We start from the raw sequence: 16,335 nt of genomic DNA, 5'->3' as shown, positions 1-16,335 counted from the left end.
AGGATCAGCCGAAACAGCTGTCAAGCACCGGCCGAGGACGCAATGGCAGGTACCAAACGAAGTAGTACACCCGTTGCGGTGCGCCGTCAGGGTTTCGAACCCCGGACCCGCTGATTAAGAGTCAGCTGCTCTACCAACTGAGCTAACGGCGCGTCGACTGCGTCAGCGAGAATACACGACGCACAGCCCGGACAAACCTCCCGATGACCTGCGCAGTCGTCGCTGGCCTCGGACCGCCTTACAATAAGGAACCGGATTTCACCAGTACGGAAAGCGAGGTAGCGCGCGCCATGGGGCAGCTTTTTTCCCGGCTTCGGGCCCGAAAGCCGGTGCTCGTTGCCCTGCTGCTGGTGCCCGTAATGCTCGTCGGAATCAGCGGCTGTTCGGGTTCGTCCTCGGTCAAGACGCTGGTGGACAAGGGCACGCCGTACAGCGACCTGCTGGTCCCCAAGCTCACCGCGTCGGTCACCGACGGCGCCGTCGGGGTTCCGGTCGACAAGCCCATCACCATCTCCGCCCAGGGCGGCGTGCTGGGCAAGGTCAGCGTCGTCGACGAGGCCGGCGAGTCGCTGCCCGGAAAAATCAGCCCCGACGGGCTGAGCTGGCTGACCACTGAGCCGCTGGACTACAACGAGCGCTACACCATCACCGCCCAGGGTCTGGGTCTGGGCGGGCTGACCGCTGAGACCATGACATTCCAGACCCATTCCCCGGCCAACCTCACGATGTCCTATCTGGTGCCCGGCGACGGCGCCGTGGTTGGAGTGGGCCAGCCCATCGCGGTGCTGTTCGACGAGAACATCCCCGACCGCCTCGCCGCCCAGCGGGCGATCACGGTGAAGACCGTCCCCCCGGTCGAGGGAGCCTTCTACTGGCTGAGTAACCGCGAGGTGCGCTGGCGTCCGAAGGACTTCTGGGCCCCCGGCACCAAGGTGACGGTGAGCGTCAATACCTACGGCGTCGACCTCGGCGACGGGCTCTACGGTCAGCAGAACCTGACCTCGGAGTTCAGCATCGGCGACGAGGTGATCGCCACCGCCGACGACAACACCAAGACCCTGACCGTTCGGCGCAACGGCGAGGTGATCAAGACCATGCCGATCTCCATGGGCAAGAACAGCACGCCGACGTCCAACGGTGTCTACATCGTCGGTGATCGCTACCCGAACCTGATCATGGATTCGGCGACCTACGGCGTGCCGTCCAACTCGCCCAACGGTTACCGCCTCGAGGTGGACTGGGCCACCCAGATGTCCTACGGCGGCATCTACGTCCACTCCGCGCCATGGTCGGTCGGCTCGCAGGGGTACTCCAACGTCAGCCACGGCTGTCTGAACGTCAGTCCCGCCAACGCGCAGTGGTTCTTCAACAACACCAAGCGCGGCGACATCGTCGAGGTGCGCAACACCGTCGGGGGCACCTTGGGCGGCCTGGACGGGCTGGGCGACTGGAACATCCCGTGGGCGCAGTGGAAGGCCGGAAACGCCACTGAGGCCCGATAAGGGGCCCGATAGGTGGCCCGATAGGGGCCCCGATAAGGCGTCGGCGGCCCTCGTCGGGGTGGCTGACGGGACTCGAACCCGCGACACCCAGGATCACAACCTGGTGCTCTACCAACTGAACTACAGCCACCATCGCCGCGCTGCGCGGCATTTTCAGTGTAGTCGTCCGGTCGTTATTGACCGAATTCGCTCTGCGCGTCCGCGGTTCCGCTCAACTCGGCCGCGATCTCGGCGATCTCGCCGCTCGACGGTCCCGGCGGCGGGACGAACACCGTCCGCCGGTAGTAGCGCAGTTCGCGGATGGACTCCTCGATGTCGGTCAGGGCCCGGTGGGAGCGGTCCTTGTCCGGCTGCCCATAGTAGATCCTGGGGTACCAGCGCCGGCACAGTTCCTTGATCGAACTGACGTCGATCATGCGGTAGTGCAGGTAGCTGTCCAGCGTCGGCATGTCCCTCGCGATGAAACCGCGATCGGTGGCGATGGAATTCCCGGCCAGCGGCGCGGTCCGGGGTTGTTTGACGTGGGCGCGGACGTAGTCCATCACCTTCTCCTCGGCGGCGGCCAGGTCGAGTGTCGAGGCCCGCACCTCCTCGGTGAGCCCCGAGCGCCGGTGCATCTCGGCGACCACCTCGACCATCCCGTCGAGCGCGGCGTCGTCGGCGTGGATCACCAGGTCGATCCCCTCACCGAGGACGTTGAGCTGGGCGTCGGTCACCAGGACGGCGATCTCGATGAGCCGGTCGGAGTTCAAGTCCAGCCCGGTCATCTCGCAGTCGATCCACACCAGTTCGTCCCGCACAGCGCTCAACAGTAGGCGCACCGGCCAAGTAGGGTCGTAGCGGCTGAGCTCAGTGACGGCGGCAAGGAAGGAACGGGCAGATGACCGGCGAGTCGAGCGAAACCCCCGCCCAGCAGATCGCCGGCGGCTACGCCACCACCGGACAGGCGCTGGAACTGGGTTCAGTGGTGGTCGGGGGCGAGGTGGACCCGGCCGCCCAGATCCGCATCCCGCTGTCGATGATGAACCGGCACGGCCTGGTCGCCGGGGCGACCGGAACCGGAAAGACCAAGACCCTGCAACTGATCGCCGAGCAACTCTCCGCGGCCGGGGTCCCGGTGGTGATGGCCGACTTCAAGGGCGACCTGTCCGGGTTGTCGCAACCCGGTAAGGAGGGCGAGAAGACCGCCCAGCGTGCCACCGAGACCGGCGACGACTGGGTCGGCACGCCCTACCCGGTGGAGTTCCTGTCGCTGGGCACCGGCGGGATCGGGGTCCCGGTGCGCGCGACGATCTCCGCCTTCGGCCCCATCCTGCTGTCGAAGGTGCTCGGGCTCAACCAGAATCAGGAGTCCACCCTCGGGCTGATCTTCCACTACGCCGATCAGCAGGGCCTGCCGCTGCTGGACCTCAAGGACCTCCGTCAGGTGATCACCTTCCTGACCACCACCGACGAGGGCAAGAAACAGCTCAAGACGCTGGGCGCGGTCTCGCCGCAGACCGCCGGGGTCATTCTGCGCGCGCTGGTCAACCTCGAGGCCGACGGCGGCGACACCTTCTTCGGCGAGCCTGAGATCAAGCCCGCCGATCTGCTGCGGCTCGACGAGCAGGGTCGCGGCATCATCACCCTCTTCGAAGTCGGCGACCAGGCCGCCCGCCCGGTCATGTTCTCGACGTTTCTGATGTGGGTGCTGGCCGACCTGTTCAGCTTCCTGCCCGAGGTCGGCGACGTGGACAAGCCCAAGCTGGTGTTCTTCTTCGACGAGGCCCATCTGTTGTTCAAGGACGCCTCCAAGGCGTTCCTGGAGCAGGTCGAGCAGACCGTCAAGCTGATCCGCTCCAAAGGTGTCGGGGTGTTCTTCTGCACCCAGCTGCCCACCGACATCCCCAACGCGGTGCTCTCTCAACTGGGTGCGCGCGTGCAGCACGCGCTGCGCGCGTTCACCCCCGACGATCAGCAGGCCCTGGCCAAGACCGTGCGCACCTACCCCAAGACGGCGTTCTACGACCTGGCCGCGGATCTGACGTCGCTGGGCACCGGTGAGGCGATCGTCACGGTGCTCTCCGAGAAGGGGGCGCCGACCCCGGTGGCCTGGACCCGGTTGCGCGCACCGCGCTCACTGATGGACACCATCGGGACCGAGTACATCAAGTCCATCGCCACGGCCAGCCCCCTGTTCCTCACGTACGGCGCGTCCGTGGACCGCGAGTCGGCCTACGAGATGCTGATGAAGAACATGGCCCCGCCGCCGTCCGAACCCGCCCAGCCGACCGACCTGCCGCCGCTGCCGACCGGGATCGAGATCCCCCCGATGCCCGCGCCGGTGGAAAAAAACGAGCCGGGAATGCTGGAGAAGATGATGGAGAACCCGGCGTTCAAGAACGCGATGCGCTCGGCCGGCACGGTGATCGGCCGGGAGATCACCCGGTCCATCTTCGGCACCGGCAGACGCCGGCGCTGATTTCAGTCGCCGCCCAGTTTTCGGTACACCGCGCCGACGATCGGGGTGACAATCGCCCGCGGAGCGTATCCGCTGGCGACCGACATCAACTTGGACGTCACCCCCGGAACGACGCGCATCTTGTTGCGCGCCAAGCCATCCAGCGACAGCTGCGCGGTGTGCTCGACCGAGATCCACAGGAAGTCCGGGATCAGCCTGTCCACCAGGGACGCCTCGTCGGGGTCGGGGATCTCGGTGCGCACCGGACCGGGGGCCAGCAGGGTGACGTGCACACCGAAGTCGCGCACCTCGCCGCGCAGCGACTCGCTGAAGGTGTTGACGAACGCCTTGGTCGCCGCGTAGGTGGCGTTGTTGGGGATCGGCGAGTTGCCGGCGGCCGAGCCCGAGATCAGAATGCCGCCGGCCCGCCGCGACACCATGCCGGGCAGCACCGCCAGCACAAGATCGTGCACGCCGAGCACGTTGAGCGCGACCTGCTCGCGCTCACCAGCCGGATCCAGCCGGGCCACCGGACCGAAGGTGGCGGTGCCGGCGTTGGCGCACAGGATCGATATCTCCCGGCCGGCCAGTTCCTCGGCGAGCCCGGCGCGCTGCCCCGCGTCGGCGAGGTCGACGGCCCGCACCTCCACCGTCACGCGGTAGTCGCGGGTCAGCCGGGCTGCGAGTTCGTCGAGCACCGCGCGACGGCGCGCGGTGAGGATCAGGTGGTGGCCGCGGGCCGCCAACTCGGTGGCCAGCGCCTCACCGATGCCCTGGGATGCGCCGGTGACGACGGCACGGCCGTCGGGGGAGGGCTCGGGTACGGGCATGGGGCAATCGTAGGGGTCGGGAAAGCCTGGAAAGATCGTCCGGCATGAGCGGGCTCCGGCCGGCCGCGCGGTCGAAGGTCCTGGCGTGGGCGTTGTGGGACTGCGGCGCCACCGGACTCACCGCGATCACCGTGACGTTCGTGTTCTCGGTCTACCTGACCGGCACCGTGGGCCGGGATCTGCCCGGCGACGCCTCGCCGGCCAGTTGGCTGGGCCGGGCGCTGACGATCTCCGGGGTGGCGGTCGCTCTGCTGGCTCCGCTCACCGGCGTCATCGTGGCTGCTCCGCACCGCCGTCGGGTCGTGCTGACCACCCTGACCGTGTTGGCCGCGGCGTGCACCGCGTCGATGAGTCTGATTCGCGACGATCCGCGCTACCTCGTGGCCGGGCTGGCCCTGCTCGCGTTCACCGCCGCCTGCGGTGATCTGGCCAGCGTTCCCTACAACGCGATGCTGCGGCAGCTCTGCGACCCCCACACCGCCGGGCGCGTCTCGGGATTGGGCTGGGCTGCCGGTTACACCGGCAGCGTCGTGCTGCTCGGGGTGATCTACGTCGGCTTCATCCGCGGAGAGGGACCCGACCGCGGTCTGCTGAGTCTGCCCGTGCAGGACGGCCAGAACGTGCGGGCCGCGATGATCCTGACCGCGTGCTGGTTCGTGCTGTGCGCGCTGCCGTTGCTGCTGAGGGCCCACACGTTCGGACCCTCGTCATCAGAGCAGGTCCCCGCGGGACGCTTCCCCGGGGTGCTGGGCGGCTACCGGCAGCTGTGGGCCGACCTTGCCGCCGAGTGGCAGCGTGACCGCAACCTCGTCTATTACCTGGTGGTCAGTGCCGTGTTCCGGGATGGTCTGGCCGGCGTGTTCGCCTTCGGCGCGGTGCTCGGTGTTCGGGTGTACGGCATCTCCCCGGCCGACGTGCTGGTGTTCGGTGTCGTCGCGTCCACCTTCGCGGCCGCGGGCGCGGTGCTCGGCGGGCGGTTGGACGATCGCATCGGCGCCAAGCCGGTCATCGTTTTCTCGTTGGCCTCGATGATCGTGGTGGGCATCGTCATGATGGCGTTGTCGGGTCCGGTCGCCTTCTGGGTCTGCGGGCTGATGCTGTGCCTCTTCGTCGGGCCCACCCAGTCGGCCGCGCGGACCCTTCTGCTGCGGATGTCCGGAGAAGGCAAGGAGGGCATGGTGTTCGGGCTCTACACCATGACGGGCCGGGCGGTCGCCTTCCTCGCCCCGTGGCTCTTCTTCGTGTTCGTCGACCTCTTCGGCACCGACCGGGCCGGTCTGGCGGGGATCTGTCTGGTGCTGGCGGCCGGACTGCTGGGCATGCTGGCGGTGCGGGTGCCCCGCCACGCCCGGGCGGACTCTGGTTAGCCGGCCCCGGCGCAGATGGTCAGGCCCCGCCCGGAGCGCTGACGCACCTGTGCGCCGTCGATCGTGACACTGCACGTCACGTCGCGCCCCACATTCACGACGGCGACGCTCGCGGAGTTCTTGGCCGGTTCGGCGAGTTTGACCTCGCGGCGCCAGGGCAGTGCGACGTTGAACTCGGTCTGCATCACCCCGCCGGTGTCGACGTAGGTGATGTTGATGGCCCGGCCGTCGCCGGTCACGGAGTAGACGACGGTCTCAGTCGCGGCGGGATTGGCCGGCGTCCGGGGTCCGGGTGCGGTCGTCGGCGCCGGCCGCTCGGTTGCGGTCGGCAGCGGCAGGGGCAGCGGGATCGGGCTCTGGGTCGGCACCGACGTGGGCGCGCTGGTCTGCGGCAGCGGCGCCACCATCGTCGAGTCCTTGGTCGAGGTGCTCACGATCACCAGGGCGATCACCAGTGCGGTGACCAGCAGCACGGCCGCTGCCGCGGCGATCCACAACCATCGGGGGGACTTCGGCGGCGGCGGGGGCGGCGGCGGTCCGCCCGGATAACCCGCGCCCGGCTGCCAGTAGGTCGGCATCTGACCCGTCGCCGGTCCGGTCGCGGGTCCGGTCATCGGGGAGGTCACCGGCGCTCCGTAGCCGGCGGGATAGGTCGGCGGCGCCCAGTACTGCCCGGAATACGCCGGATCCGACGTGGCACCGTGTGCGTCGGCCTCGGTCGGGTCGGACCACCCTGTTCCGCGCGGGTCGCTCATCGGCTGCTCACGGTGAGCAGGCTACCCGTGCGGCACCCCGGCCGGACAGCGCCGCCAGGGTCATGGCCTTGAGCACGTCTCGCGACCGCTGCAGTTCAGCCGGGCGGGCGGGGGCCGGTTTGATGCTGTGCGGGGTGGAGTTGAGCAGTCCGAAAGCGGCGTGGGCCATCACCCTGGCGTCCGACTCGGCGAGGGTGGGGTCCAGCGCGCGCAGCGCGGACACCCACGTCTCGACGTAGCGGCGCTGGGCGCGGCGGACCTGAGTGCGCGCCGCGGCCGGGAGGTTGGCCAGGTCGCGGTCCTGAATGCGGATCAGGTCGGGCTCGCCGAGGGCGAAATCGAGGTGGAAGTCCACGAGCCCGTCCAGAGCGGCGGCGGGGTCCGGCGCCTGGGCCACCACGCCGCGCGCACCGGCCAGCAGTCGCGTGCTGATGCCGACCAGCAGTTCGACCAGCAGCGCCTCCTTGTTGGGGAAGTGCCGGTAAATGGCCGGTCCGCTGACTCCGGCGGCCGCGCCGATGTCCTCCAGCCGGACCGCCAGAAAGCCCCGCTCGGCCATCTGCGCCTCGGCGGCGGCCAGCAGCTGCGAGCGCCGGTCGGACTTCTGCCGGTCGCGGCGGGTCAGCGTCGTCACGCCGGCGTCCCGGCGGCCGGCTGTACGTTTGAGTTAATTGCGACTAACATGATCCCAATCTAGCATCAGTTAGCCGTGATTAACCAAGGATCCCGATGACGACCCTGGCCGCCAACCGCGAGGCCCACGAGCGCCTCGTCGGGCAGTTGCGGGCCAAGCTGGCATCGGTGGCGCGGGGCGGCCCGGCCACATCCCGCGAGCGCCACGTCGCCCGCGGCAAGCTGCTGCCGCGCGACCGGGTGGACGGACTGCTCGATCCGGGCAGCCCGCTGCTCGAGGTGGCCCCACTGGCGGCCGACGGGATGTACGACGGCGACTGCCCGGGGGCGGGGATCATCACCGGTGTCGGCCGGGTGTCCGGCCGCGAGTGCATGATCGTGGCCAACGACGCCACGGTCAAAGGCGGCACCTACTACCCGGTGACCGTGAAGAAACATCTGCGCGCACAGGAGATCGCCGCCCAGAACCGGCTGCCGTGCATCTACCTGGTGGATTCGGGCGGCGCCTTCCTGCCCCGCCAGGACGAGGTCTTCCCCGACCGGGAGCACTTCGGGAGGATCTTCTTCAACCAGGCCACCCTCAGCGCCGCGGGCGTGCCGCAGATCGCGGCGGTGCTCGGTTCCTGCACCGCCGGGGGAGCCTACGTCCCGGCGATGAGCGACGAGACCGTCATCGTCCGCGAGCAGGGCACCATCTTCCTGGGCGGTCCGCCCCTGGTGAAGGCGGCCACCGGCGAGGTCGTCACGGCCGAGGAACTCGGCGGCGGCGATCTGCACGCCAAGAAATCCGGTGTCACCGACCACCTCGCCCGCGACGATCGCGACGCGCTGCGGATCGTGCGGGACATCGTGGCCACCCTGGGCCCGCGTCCCGCGGCGCCGTGGGAGGTCCGCGCGCCCCTCGACGCCCCAGCCGACCAGCGCGAGCTCTACGACGTCGTGCCCGTCGACTCCCGAATCGCCTACGACGTTCGCGAGGTGATCACCCGCCTCCTCGACGGCGGTGAATTCGGCGAGTTCAAGGCCGAGTACGGCACCACGCTGGTCACCGGATTCGGTCACATCCACGGCCACCCGGTCGGCATCGTCGCCAACAACGGCGTGCTCTTCGGCGAGTCCGCGCTCAAGGGCGCGCACTTCATTCAGTTGTGCGACAAACGCTCGATCCCGCTGGTCTTCCTGCAGAACATCACCGGGTTCATGGTCGGCCGCGACTACGAAGCCGGCGGGATCGCCAAACACGGCGCCAAGATGGTCACCGCGGTGGCCTGTGCGAGGGTGCCCAAGCTGACCGTCGTCATCGGCGGATCCTTCGGCGCGGGTAACTATTCGATGTGCGGCCGGGCCTACTCGCCGCGCTTCCTGTGGATGTGGCCCAACGCGCGGATCTCGGTGATGGGCGGCGAGCAGGCCGCCTCGGTGCTGGCCAGCGTCCGCGGCGAGATGACAGCCGAGGAGGCCGAGGCGTTCAAGGTGCCGATCCGGGCCCAGTACGAGGAGCAGGGCAACCCCTATTACTCCAGCGCCCGGCTCTGGGACGACGGGGTGATCGACCCCGCCGACACCCGGACCGTGCTCGGCCTGGCTCTGTCGGTCGCGGCCAACGCGCCCCTCGAGCCGGTCTCCTACGGCGTGTTCCGGATGTAGCGATGAGCACAACTTTCAACACCGTCCTGGTCGCCAACCGCGGCGAGATCGCCGTGCGCGTGATCCGGACCTGTCGGGCACTGGGGATCCGCACGGTGGCGGTCTTCAGCGACGCCGACGCCGACGCACCGCACGTTCGCGACGCCGACATCGCGGTGCGGATCGGCCCGCCGCCCGCCCGGGAGAGCTACCTGAACATCGACGCCGTCATCGACGCCGCGCTGCGCACCGGTGCGCAGGCCGTCCATCCCGGCTACGGATTCCTCTCCGAGAACGCCGATTTCGCCGCCGCACTGCAGCGGGCCGGGGTGGTGTTCGTCGGACCGCCCGTCGGTGCCATCGCGACGATGGGTGACAAGATCGCCGCCCGGGCGGCGGTATCGACGTTCGGTGTCCCGGTCGTGCCGGGGGTCTCGCGGCCGGGCATGTCCGACGCCGAACTGGTCGCGGCAGCCGGGGAGATCGGGTTCCCGATTCTGGTCAAGCCGTCGGCCGGCGGGGGCGGCAAGGGCATGCGCCGCGTCGATGATCCCGGCGAAGTTCCCGCCGCGCTCGCCGCATCCCGCCGGGAGGCGAAGGCCGCCTTCGGTGACGACACCCTCTTCCTGGAGCGATTCGTGCTGGCGCCCCGGCATATCGAAGTCCAAGTCATCGCCGACGCCCACGGGACCGTACTGCACCTCGGTGAGCGGGAGTGCAGCCTGCAGCGCCGCCACCAGAAGGTGATCGAGGAGGCGCCCTCGCCGCTGCTGGACGAGCAGACCCGAGCCCGCATCGGAGCGGCGGCGTGCGAAACGGCCCGCAGCGTCGACTACGTCGGCGCGGGAACGGTCGAGTTCATCGTCTCCGCCGATCGCCCCGACGAGTTCTTTTTCATGGAGATGAACACCCGACTGCAGGTCGAGCATCCGGTCACCGAGATGGTGACCGGATGGGATCTGGTCGAATGGCAACTGCGGGTGGCCGCGGGTGAGCGCCTGCGCCACACCCAGGCCGACATCGCCTTGCGCGGCCACGCCATCGAGGCGCGTGTCTACGCCGAGGACCCGGCAGCCGGGTTCCTGCCGACCGGCGGGACGGTGCTCGCGCTCGAGGAGCCGGCGGGTGCGGGAGTCCGTATCGATTCGGGCCTGTCGGTGGGCATGACGGTCGGCTCTGACTACGACCCCATGCTGGCGAAGGTCATCGCACACGGCGGCGATCGCGCCTCGGCGCTGCGCGCACTGGACACCGCGCTGGCGGAGACGGTGGTGCTCGGCGTGGGCACCAACATCGACTTTCTGCGCTACGTGCTGACCGACCGTGACGTCGCGGCGGGACGGATCGACACCGGACTGCTTGAGCGGCTTGAGTATTCACCCGGCGATGCGTGCGACGAGGACCTGATCGCCGCGGCGGCCTACCGCTGGTTGCAGCGCTGGCCGAGCGGGCCCTCGGGGCTGTGGGATATCCCGTCCGGATGGCGGCTGGGCGAACCGGCCCCGACCGATTTCCGGCTGGGCGGCCGGACCCGTGTCGACCACGTGCGCATCACCGGAAACCCGCAGCGGGCGCAGGCGTGGATCGGCGACGGTGAACGGCGCTCCCTGGCCGCACACCTCGACGGCGGGAATCTTGCGGTGACCCTCGACGGGCTGCGTCGCCGCTACCGCGTCGCCGGCGGCGATCACCGGATCTGGCTGTGCGGCGAGGGGCGCACCGTCGCACTGGCCGAGGTCGCCGCGGAGCCGGTGCGGGCCGACGACGCGCACACCGGTGACGCCGAGCTGACCAGCCCGATGCCCGGATCGGTGGTCGCGGTCGGCGTCGACGACGGCGGCCAGGTGGACGTCGACGGTGTCGTCGTCGCGGTCGAGGCGATGAAGATGGAACACGCACTGCGCTCGCCGGTCGCCGGAGTCGTCGAACTACTCGTCGCCCTGGGCGACCAGGTCACCGTGGGCCAGCCGCTGGCCCGCATCACCGCTCGACAAGAAAGTGCCGAAAGATGACCGAATACCTCTCCACCGCAAGCCTGCCCGACGAGTACCAGCAGTTGGCGAAAACGGTGCGCGACTTCGCCCGCGAGGTGGTCGCCCCGGTGGCGGCCCAGCACGACGCCGAACACAGCTTCCCCTACGAGATCGTCGCCGGGATGGCCGAGATGGGACTGTTCGGCCTGCCCTTCCCCGAGGAGTACGGCGGGATGGGCGGCGACTACTTCGCGCTCTGCCTGGCGCTGGAGGAACTGGGCAAGGTCGATCAGAGCGTGGCGATCACCCTGGAGGGCGGAGTGTCCCTCGGCGCGATGCCGGTCTACCGCTTCGGCACCGAGGAGCAGAAGCAGCAGTGGCTGCCCCCGCTGGCGGGCGGGGTCGCGCTCGGCGCCTTCGGCCTCACCGAGGCCGGCGGCGGCACCGACGCCGGGGCGACCAAGACCACCGCCCGGCTCGAGGGCGGGCACTGGGTGATCAACGGCTCCAAGCAGTTCATCACCAACTCCGGCACCGACATCACCCGTCTGGTCACCGTCACCGCGGTCACCTCCACCTCCGGTGACTCCCGGGAGATCTCGGCGATCCTGGTTCCGGTGCCGACCCCCGGTTTCGTCGCCGAACCGGCCTACAACAAGGTCGGCTGGAACGCCTCAGACACCCATCCGCTGTCCTTCACCGACGTCCGGGTGCCCGAGGAGAACCTGCTCGGCGAACGCGGTCGCGGCTACGCCAACTTCCTGCAGATCCTCGACGAGGGCCGCGTTGCGATCGCCGCACTGGCCACCGGTGCGGCCCAGGGGTGCGTCGATGAGTCGGTGAAATACGCCCGCGAGCGCACCGCCTTCGGCGCCGCGATCGGGCGCTTCCAGGCCATCGAGTTCAAGATCGCCCGCATGGAAGCGCGGGCGCACGCCGCGCGCACCGCCTACTACGACGCCGCCGCGCTGATGCTGGCCGGCAAGCCGTTCAAGAAACAGGCCGCGATCGCCAAGCTTCTCGCCAGCGAGGCCGCGATGGACAACGCCCGCGACGCCACCCAGATTCACGGTGGCTACGGATTCATCAACGAGTTTCCGGTCGCCCGGCACTACCGGGACAGCAAGATCCTCGAGATCGGTGAGGGCACCAGCGAGGTCCAGCTGATGCTCATCGCGCGGGAGATCGGACTGCGCTGAGACTCAGGCCTGCGGATAGGGCGCGTAGCGCGCGCTGTACCCGAGCTGCCGTTGGGCGATCTGGGCTTGGCGCTGCAGCGGCGTGACGTAGACCGTGGTCGGCGGCAGCACAGTGGCGAGCTGATCGATCGGCACCACCTGCGTCTGCACCTTCGTGGTCCGCTCCGAGAGGAGAAAATCCTGGAATCGCATCGAGATCGTGCCCTGGTTGAGCCCGCCGGTGGAGACCCAGTTGGCCACTCCCGGATCGGTCGGGGAGACGACCAGGGTGTACCGGCCGTCCGGGTCGGCGATCGCCTGGTTGATGTTCAGACTGGTTTGTTCGTTCCAGTAATCCCCGGTGATGGTCCAGTCGTCGGTGACCGGCAGGTTGAAGTACCGGGCGTTGCCGGGATCGACGGTGACGACCAGCGCCTGATCGTCGTCCAGCTGGAAGTAGCCGGCGCTCTGCAGCTGGGTCGACAGGAACTGCGCGTTGCGGTCGGGGTCGGAGAGGGTATTCGGGGCGCGCAACTCACCACTGTCGGGGTCGGTGGTGGCCACCTGCATGTACTGGTTCTCCCCGCTGATGCCCAGCAGCAGCATGATCACCGCGGCTTCCAGCGACTGCACCGGGTTAGGGGTCGGCAGCGGCGGGATCAGCGACACCAGCGACGTCAGCAGCGGGTTCGCGGCGACCAGCGACCCGATCCCGGGGAAGGCGAAGCCCCCGAGTTGGCTGAACAGGCTCGGCGGCGGCCCCGTCAGTTTGAGAATCGACAGGCTCATCGGCGCCTGGGAGTTCCAGTCCGACAACGTGTTTCGGGTGGTGATCAGTGTTGTTCCGGCGGGCAGCTGCAGGTGATTGGTCTGGCCCGGGGCAGGCGGATCCGCGCTGGCGGTGATCGTGAACGAGCCGTCGGGGTTCAGCTCTAGGTCGCGGCCGTTGAGGTTGGTCGCGGTGGTGCCGCCCAATCCGGTCAGCACGCTGAAGTTGGTGTCGGCGGGGGTGCTCTCGAAGCGGCCGGTGAGGACGTAGGACGACGCGCTGTTGACCCCGACGAAGCGGTAGATGGTGTCGGGGTTGTCATACCAGATCCGCGACCCCTGAACCGGCTGCAGGTACCAGTCGTGCGGCGGCGCCACCTGCTGGATCACGATCGGGTCGGCGGAGTTGAGCAGCTGAACCTGAAACGCCGCGGCCATCGCGTACTCGTCCACCGCCTGGTCCAGGCGGGCCAGGTTCTCCGCGTCCGGACCCCCGACCCGTGCGTAGTTCTGCTGAGCCGCCAGCAGCCACCCCGCCTTCAGCACCAGCTTGGCCACCTGCATCGGCAGCGAGGCGACGAGCTGGGTGGCCGCGGCCTCGGCCGCGAGTTGGCCGGTGGTCGCCAGCACACTCGGCGGGAGGGCGGGTCCGGGATTCTCCAGGACGGTGACGCTCGCGGTCGCGGTGTGGCCGGCGTCCGGGGCCAGGAAGGTCTGCAGCCCGTGCCAGTGTTGCGGGTTGTCCGGCCGATCGTCGGCGGTCACGGTGAAGGTGTCGGTGCCGCCGAGGGCCGCGAACTCCGGTGTCGGGGTGTAGGCGAACGTGCCGTCGGCGGCGATCGTGACCGACCCGCGCCGGGGAGCGCTGGTGACCGTCGTTGTCAGCGGGTAGCCGTTGGCCTGGGTGGGGTTGAGCGTTCCGGTGATGACCCCGGCGGGTGACTGGACGTTCTGGGCGGCGTTGTAGGCCAGGACCGGCCGGCGCGCCAGGATCGTGCTCTGCACGCTCTGGTCGGCCCGGGCCGGGGTGCGCGCGCGGGTCGCGGTCCGGGAGGCGGCTGCCCTGCCGGGTTCGGCGGCGGCGCGCGTGGCGGTCACCGGATCGGAGTCGGTGTCGGCGTCCGCGGTACCGGCGGTGAGGATCGCCACGCCGGCACCCAGCGCGGCCATTCCGGCAACCATGCGGACCACCATGACCTTAACAGTAGGCGAGTCGGGCAACGTGTCACAGGGTGTCGATACAATCGAAAATATGTTCGAAGAGTTGATCGGCCGGGCGGCGGGTGCCGACGAGTCGGCGATGGTGGCGGCGATCGCGACGCTGGAACGGGCCAAGGCCGCCGCGGCCGCCGGGCAGGCGCGATTGACCGCCGCCCTGGATCGTGTCCGGCGTGCCTCGGAGGCGGCCGCGGGAGTGCCGGCGGCGCGGCGGGGCCGCGGGGTGGGCGCCGAGGTGGCACTGGCGCGCCGGGAGTCTCCGGTGCGTGGCGGGCGCTATCTGGGATTGGCACACGCATTGGTGGACGAGATGCCCTGCACCCTGGCGGCGTTGGAGTCCGGCGCGCTCTCGGAGTGGCGGGCGATGCTCATCGTGCGGGAGTCGGCGTGTCTGGATCGCGACGACCGGACCCGCCTCGACGCGGAGTTGTGCGCGGATGCGCGGGGACTGGACGGCAAAGGCGATGCGGCACTGACCGCAGCCGCCAAGGCGATCGCCTATCGGTTGGATCCGCGGGCGGTGGCGGAGCGTAACGCCCGGGCCGCCCAGGACCGCACGGTGACGATCCGCCCGGCTCCCGACGTGATGACCTATGTGACCGCGCTGCTGCCGGTGGCGCAGGGGGTGTCGGTGTACGCCGCTCTCAAGCGGGAGGCCGACGTCTGCTGCGACGGCCGGTCGCGGGGCCAGGTGATGGCCGACACCCTGGTGGAGCGGGTCACCGGCCGGCCGGCCGATCAGGCCGTGCCGGTGGCGGTCAATGTGGTCATCTCCGATCAGGCGCTGCTGGCCGGACAGGACAGTGCGGCGCTGATCGGCGGGTACGGTCCGGTGCCCTCGGCGAGCGCACGTGAACTCATCGCCTCGGCCGCCGCCGACCCGCGCTCGCGTGCCACGTTGCGGCGGCTCTACGGCCGGCCCGCGTCGGGGGCGCTGGTCGCCCTCGAGTCGCGATCGCGGATCTTTCCCAAGGGCCTGGCCGACTTCATCGGGCTGCGGGACCAACGCTGTCGCACCCCCTACTGCGACGCCCCGATCCGCCACCGCGACCACGCCAGCCCGCATCGCCGCGGGGGACCCACCAGTGCCGCCAACGGTTCAGGGCAGTGCGAGATGTGCAACTACACCAAAGAAGCACCCGGCTGGGACGTCCGCACCGACGTCGACGACGACGCTTTCACTCACACCGCGGTTTTCACCACACCGACCGGCGCGCACTACCGGTCCACCGCGCCGCCCCTGCCGGGAACCCCGCCGACCGCCGCCTAACGCTGCCGCCGGGCGGCGGCCAGGCGTGCGGCGAACTCCGGAGACTCGATCGAGGCGGCCTGCGGCGGAAGTTCGATGTTCTTGGCGGCCTCGTGATGGTCGGTATCGATGAAGCCGGGGATGGCGGTCGCGCGCATCGAGGCCTTGGTGGCCAGGACCACCTCCCGGGGGGCGGCGGCGGGTCCGGCCGCCAGTTCGAGGGCGGCGGCGACCGGGTCGTCGGCCACGCACAGTGCCAGACCGTGGCGCACCGCTTCCTCGGCGTCGAATCGCATCCCGAACAACAGCGCGGCACGGGCCACCTGAGGACCGACCGCCCGGTGCAACATCCACGTGGCGCCACCGCCGGGATGGATGCCCAGCTTTTGGAAGCGGGGGTCGAACACGGCCGCCGGCCCGGCGATGCGGACGTCGGCGGCCAGCGCCAGGTTCAGCCCGGCGCCGACGGCCGCGCCGTTCACCGCCGCGACGGTGGGCAGCGCGCAGCGGGCGACGGCCATGAAGCCGGCATAGATGCGCTCCAAGCCCTGATCGGTCGCCGCACCCAGCGCCGAGAGGTCCGCGCCGGCGCAGAACGCCTTGCCCGCGCCGGTGATCACGACGGCGTGCGCCTCCGGATCGGATTCCGCGCGCCCCACGGTGTCCCGAAGCAGCGCCGACATCGCCTCGGTGACCGCATTGCGCCGGTCCGGGTCGTTGACGGTGATGACGGCGACGCGGTCGGCGACGGTGTAGTGCACCAACTCGTCCACGGGACATGAGGCTAACAGCGGTG

The 16,335-nt window shown here is 69.7% G+C and carries 13 protein-coding genes and 2 tRNA genes; 7 read left to right on the top strand and 8 right to left on the bottom strand.

Going from position 1 to position 16,335, the window contains the following annotated elements:
- Positions 1-79: 79 nt before the first annotated feature.
- A tRNA-Lys gene (locus tag ACKOB8_RS01035) sits at positions 80-152 on the bottom strand.
- A gap of 138 nt (positions 153-290) precedes the next feature.
- Between ACKOB8_RS01035 and ACKOB8_RS01030 the strand changes: the two genes are divergently transcribed.
- Positions 291-1,502, top strand: a complete 1,212-nt coding sequence (locus ACKOB8_RS01030; protein ID WP_526374734.1) for an Ig-like domain-containing protein — start codon at positions 291-293, stop codon at positions 1,500-1,502.
- Positions 1,503-1,559: 57 nt separating this feature from the next.
- Here ACKOB8_RS01030 and ACKOB8_RS01025 read toward each other — a convergent pair.
- Positions 1,560-1,632 (bottom strand) — tRNA-His (locus tag ACKOB8_RS01025).
- A 43-nt stretch (positions 1,633-1,675) separates the two neighbouring features.
- Positions 1,676-2,302, bottom strand: a complete 627-nt coding sequence (gene orn / locus ACKOB8_RS01020) for an oligoribonuclease (RefSeq protein WP_526374732.1) — start codon at positions 2,300-2,302, stop codon at positions 1,676-1,678.
- 80 nt (positions 2,303-2,382) lie between these two features.
- On the opposite strand from orn, the gene ACKOB8_RS01015 reads away from it, so the two are divergent.
- Positions 2,383-3,963, top strand: coding sequence for a helicase HerA-like domain-containing protein (locus ACKOB8_RS01015; protein WP_526374730.1), 1,581 nt, complete (start codon positions 2,383-2,385; stop codon positions 3,961-3,963).
- A 2-nt stretch (positions 3,964-3,965) separates the two neighbouring features.
- Here the strand turns inward: ACKOB8_RS01015 and cmrA are convergent, their stop codons facing one another.
- On the bottom strand, positions 3,966-4,772 hold the full coding sequence (gene cmrA, locus ACKOB8_RS01010) for a mycolate reductase (RefSeq protein ID WP_526374728.1): 807 nt from the start codon (positions 4,770-4,772) through the stop codon (positions 3,966-3,968).
- A 44-nt stretch (positions 4,773-4,816) separates the two neighbouring features.
- Between cmrA and ACKOB8_RS01005 the strand changes: the two genes are divergently transcribed.
- The gene (locus ACKOB8_RS01005; protein ID WP_526374726.1) at positions 4,817-6,139 is read left to right on the top strand and encodes an MFS transporter; all 1,323 of its coding nucleotides are present in this window, start codon (positions 4,817-4,819) and stop codon (positions 6,137-6,139) included.
- Here the strand turns inward: ACKOB8_RS01005 and ACKOB8_RS01000 are convergent.
- Both ACKOB8_RS01000 and ACKOB8_RS00995 read right to left on the bottom strand, forming a co-directional pair.
- Positions 6,136-6,894 (bottom strand): MmpS family transport accessory protein, encoded by a 759-nt coding sequence (locus ACKOB8_RS01000; protein WP_526374724.1) that lies wholly within the window; start codon positions 6,892-6,894, stop codon positions 6,136-6,138. The two genes, ACKOB8_RS01005 and ACKOB8_RS01000, sit on opposite strands and share 4 nt — an antisense overlap.
- A 7-nt stretch (positions 6,895-6,901) precedes the next feature.
- The gene (locus ACKOB8_RS00995; protein ID WP_526374722.1) at positions 6,902-7,528 is read right to left on the bottom strand and encodes an SACE_7040 family transcriptional regulator; all 627 of its coding nucleotides are present in this window, start codon (positions 7,526-7,528) and stop codon (positions 6,902-6,904) included.
- Between the two features lie 95 nt (positions 7,529-7,623).
- Between ACKOB8_RS00995 and ACKOB8_RS00990 the strand changes: the two genes are divergently transcribed.
- From ACKOB8_RS00990 to ACKOB8_RS00980, 3 genes are read left to right on the top strand one after another with little or no spacing between them, the layout of a single operon-like run.
- Positions 7,624-9,174, top strand: coding sequence for a carboxyl transferase domain-containing protein (locus tag ACKOB8_RS00990; RefSeq protein ID WP_526374720.1), 1,551 nt, complete (start codon positions 7,624-7,626; stop codon positions 9,172-9,174).
- A 2-nt stretch (positions 9,175-9,176) separates the two neighbouring features.
- Positions 9,177-11,165 (top strand): acetyl/propionyl/methylcrotonyl-CoA carboxylase subunit alpha, encoded by a 1,989-nt coding sequence (locus ACKOB8_RS00985; RefSeq protein ID WP_526374718.1) that lies wholly within the window; start codon positions 9,177-9,179, stop codon positions 11,163-11,165.
- Positions 11,162-12,325: an acyl-CoA dehydrogenase family protein gene (locus ACKOB8_RS00980; protein ID WP_526374716.1), complete on the top strand. Its 1,164-nt coding sequence runs from the start codon at positions 11,162-11,164 to the stop codon at positions 12,323-12,325. Before ACKOB8_RS00985 ends, ACKOB8_RS00980 begins: the two co-directional genes overlap by 4 nt.
- Positions 12,326-12,328: 3 nt before the next feature.
- On the opposite strand, the gene ACKOB8_RS00975 is transcribed toward ACKOB8_RS00980, so the two are convergent.
- Positions 12,329-14,266: a DUF1214 domain-containing protein gene (locus ACKOB8_RS00975; protein WP_526374714.1), complete on the bottom strand. Its 1,938-nt coding sequence runs from the start codon at positions 14,264-14,266 to the stop codon at positions 12,329-12,331.
- 58 nt (positions 14,267-14,324) lie between these two features.
- Here ACKOB8_RS00975 and ACKOB8_RS00970 point away from each other — a divergent pair, with 58 nt between their 5' ends.
- Entirely contained in the window at positions 14,325-15,560 is a 1,236-nt protein-coding gene (locus ACKOB8_RS00970) for a DUF222 domain-containing protein (RefSeq protein WP_526374712.1), read from the top strand.
- Here the strand turns inward: ACKOB8_RS00970 and ACKOB8_RS00965 are convergent.
- Positions 15,557-16,312: an enoyl-CoA hydratase gene (locus tag ACKOB8_RS00965; RefSeq protein WP_526374710.1), complete on the bottom strand. Its 756-nt coding sequence runs from the start codon at positions 16,310-16,312 to the stop codon at positions 15,557-15,559. The two genes, ACKOB8_RS00970 and ACKOB8_RS00965, sit on opposite strands and share 4 nt — an antisense overlap.
- Positions 16,313-16,335: the final 23 nt, after the last annotated feature.

This window comes from Mycobacterium sp. (assembly GCF_046091765.1).
In the GTDB taxonomy this organism is placed as follows: Bacteria; Actinomycetota; Actinomycetes; order Mycobacteriales; family Mycobacteriaceae; genus Mycobacterium.
The sequence above is the reverse complement of the archived record's forward strand: the minus strand, read 5'-3'. Positions and strand labels throughout refer to the sequence as shown.

Excerpts from the sequence above, each read along its gene's own strand:
- ACKOB8_RS00990 (WP_526374720.1), top strand. The coding sequence starts at position 7,624 with ATGACGACCCTGGCCGCCAACCGCGAGGCCCACGAGCGCCTCGTCGGG.
- ACKOB8_RS00985 (WP_526374718.1), top strand. The coding sequence starts at position 9,177 with ATGAGCACAACTTTCAACACCGTCCTGGTCGCCAACCGCGGCGAGATC.
- ACKOB8_RS01005 (WP_526374726.1), top strand. The coding sequence starts at position 4,817 with ATGAGCGGGCTCCGGCCGGCCGCGCGGTCGAAGGTCCTGGCGTGGGCG.
- ACKOB8_RS00980 (WP_526374716.1), top strand. The coding sequence starts at position 11,162 with ATGACCGAATACCTCTCCACCGCAAGCCTGCCCGACGAGTACCAGCAG.
- ACKOB8_RS01000 (WP_526374724.1), bottom strand. The coding sequence starts at position 6,894 with ATGAGCGACCCGCGCGGAACAGGGTGGTCCGACCCGACCGAGGCCGAC.
- ACKOB8_RS00975 (WP_526374714.1), bottom strand. The coding sequence starts at position 14,266 with ATGGTGGTCCGCATGGTTGCCGGAATGGCCGCGCTGGGTGCCGGCGTG.
- ACKOB8_RS01015 (WP_526374730.1), top strand. The coding sequence starts at position 2,383 with ATGACCGGCGAGTCGAGCGAAACCCCCGCCCAGCAGATCGCCGGCGGC.
- ACKOB8_RS00970 (WP_526374712.1), top strand. The coding sequence starts at position 14,325 with ATGTTCGAAGAGTTGATCGGCCGGGCGGCGGGTGCCGACGAGTCGGCG.
- ACKOB8_RS01030 (WP_526374734.1), top strand. The coding sequence starts at position 291 with ATGGGGCAGCTTTTTTCCCGGCTTCGGGCCCGAAAGCCGGTGCTCGTT.
- cmrA (WP_526374728.1), bottom strand. The coding sequence starts at position 4,772 with ATGCCCGTACCCGAGCCCTCCCCCGACGGCCGTGCCGTCGTCACCGGC.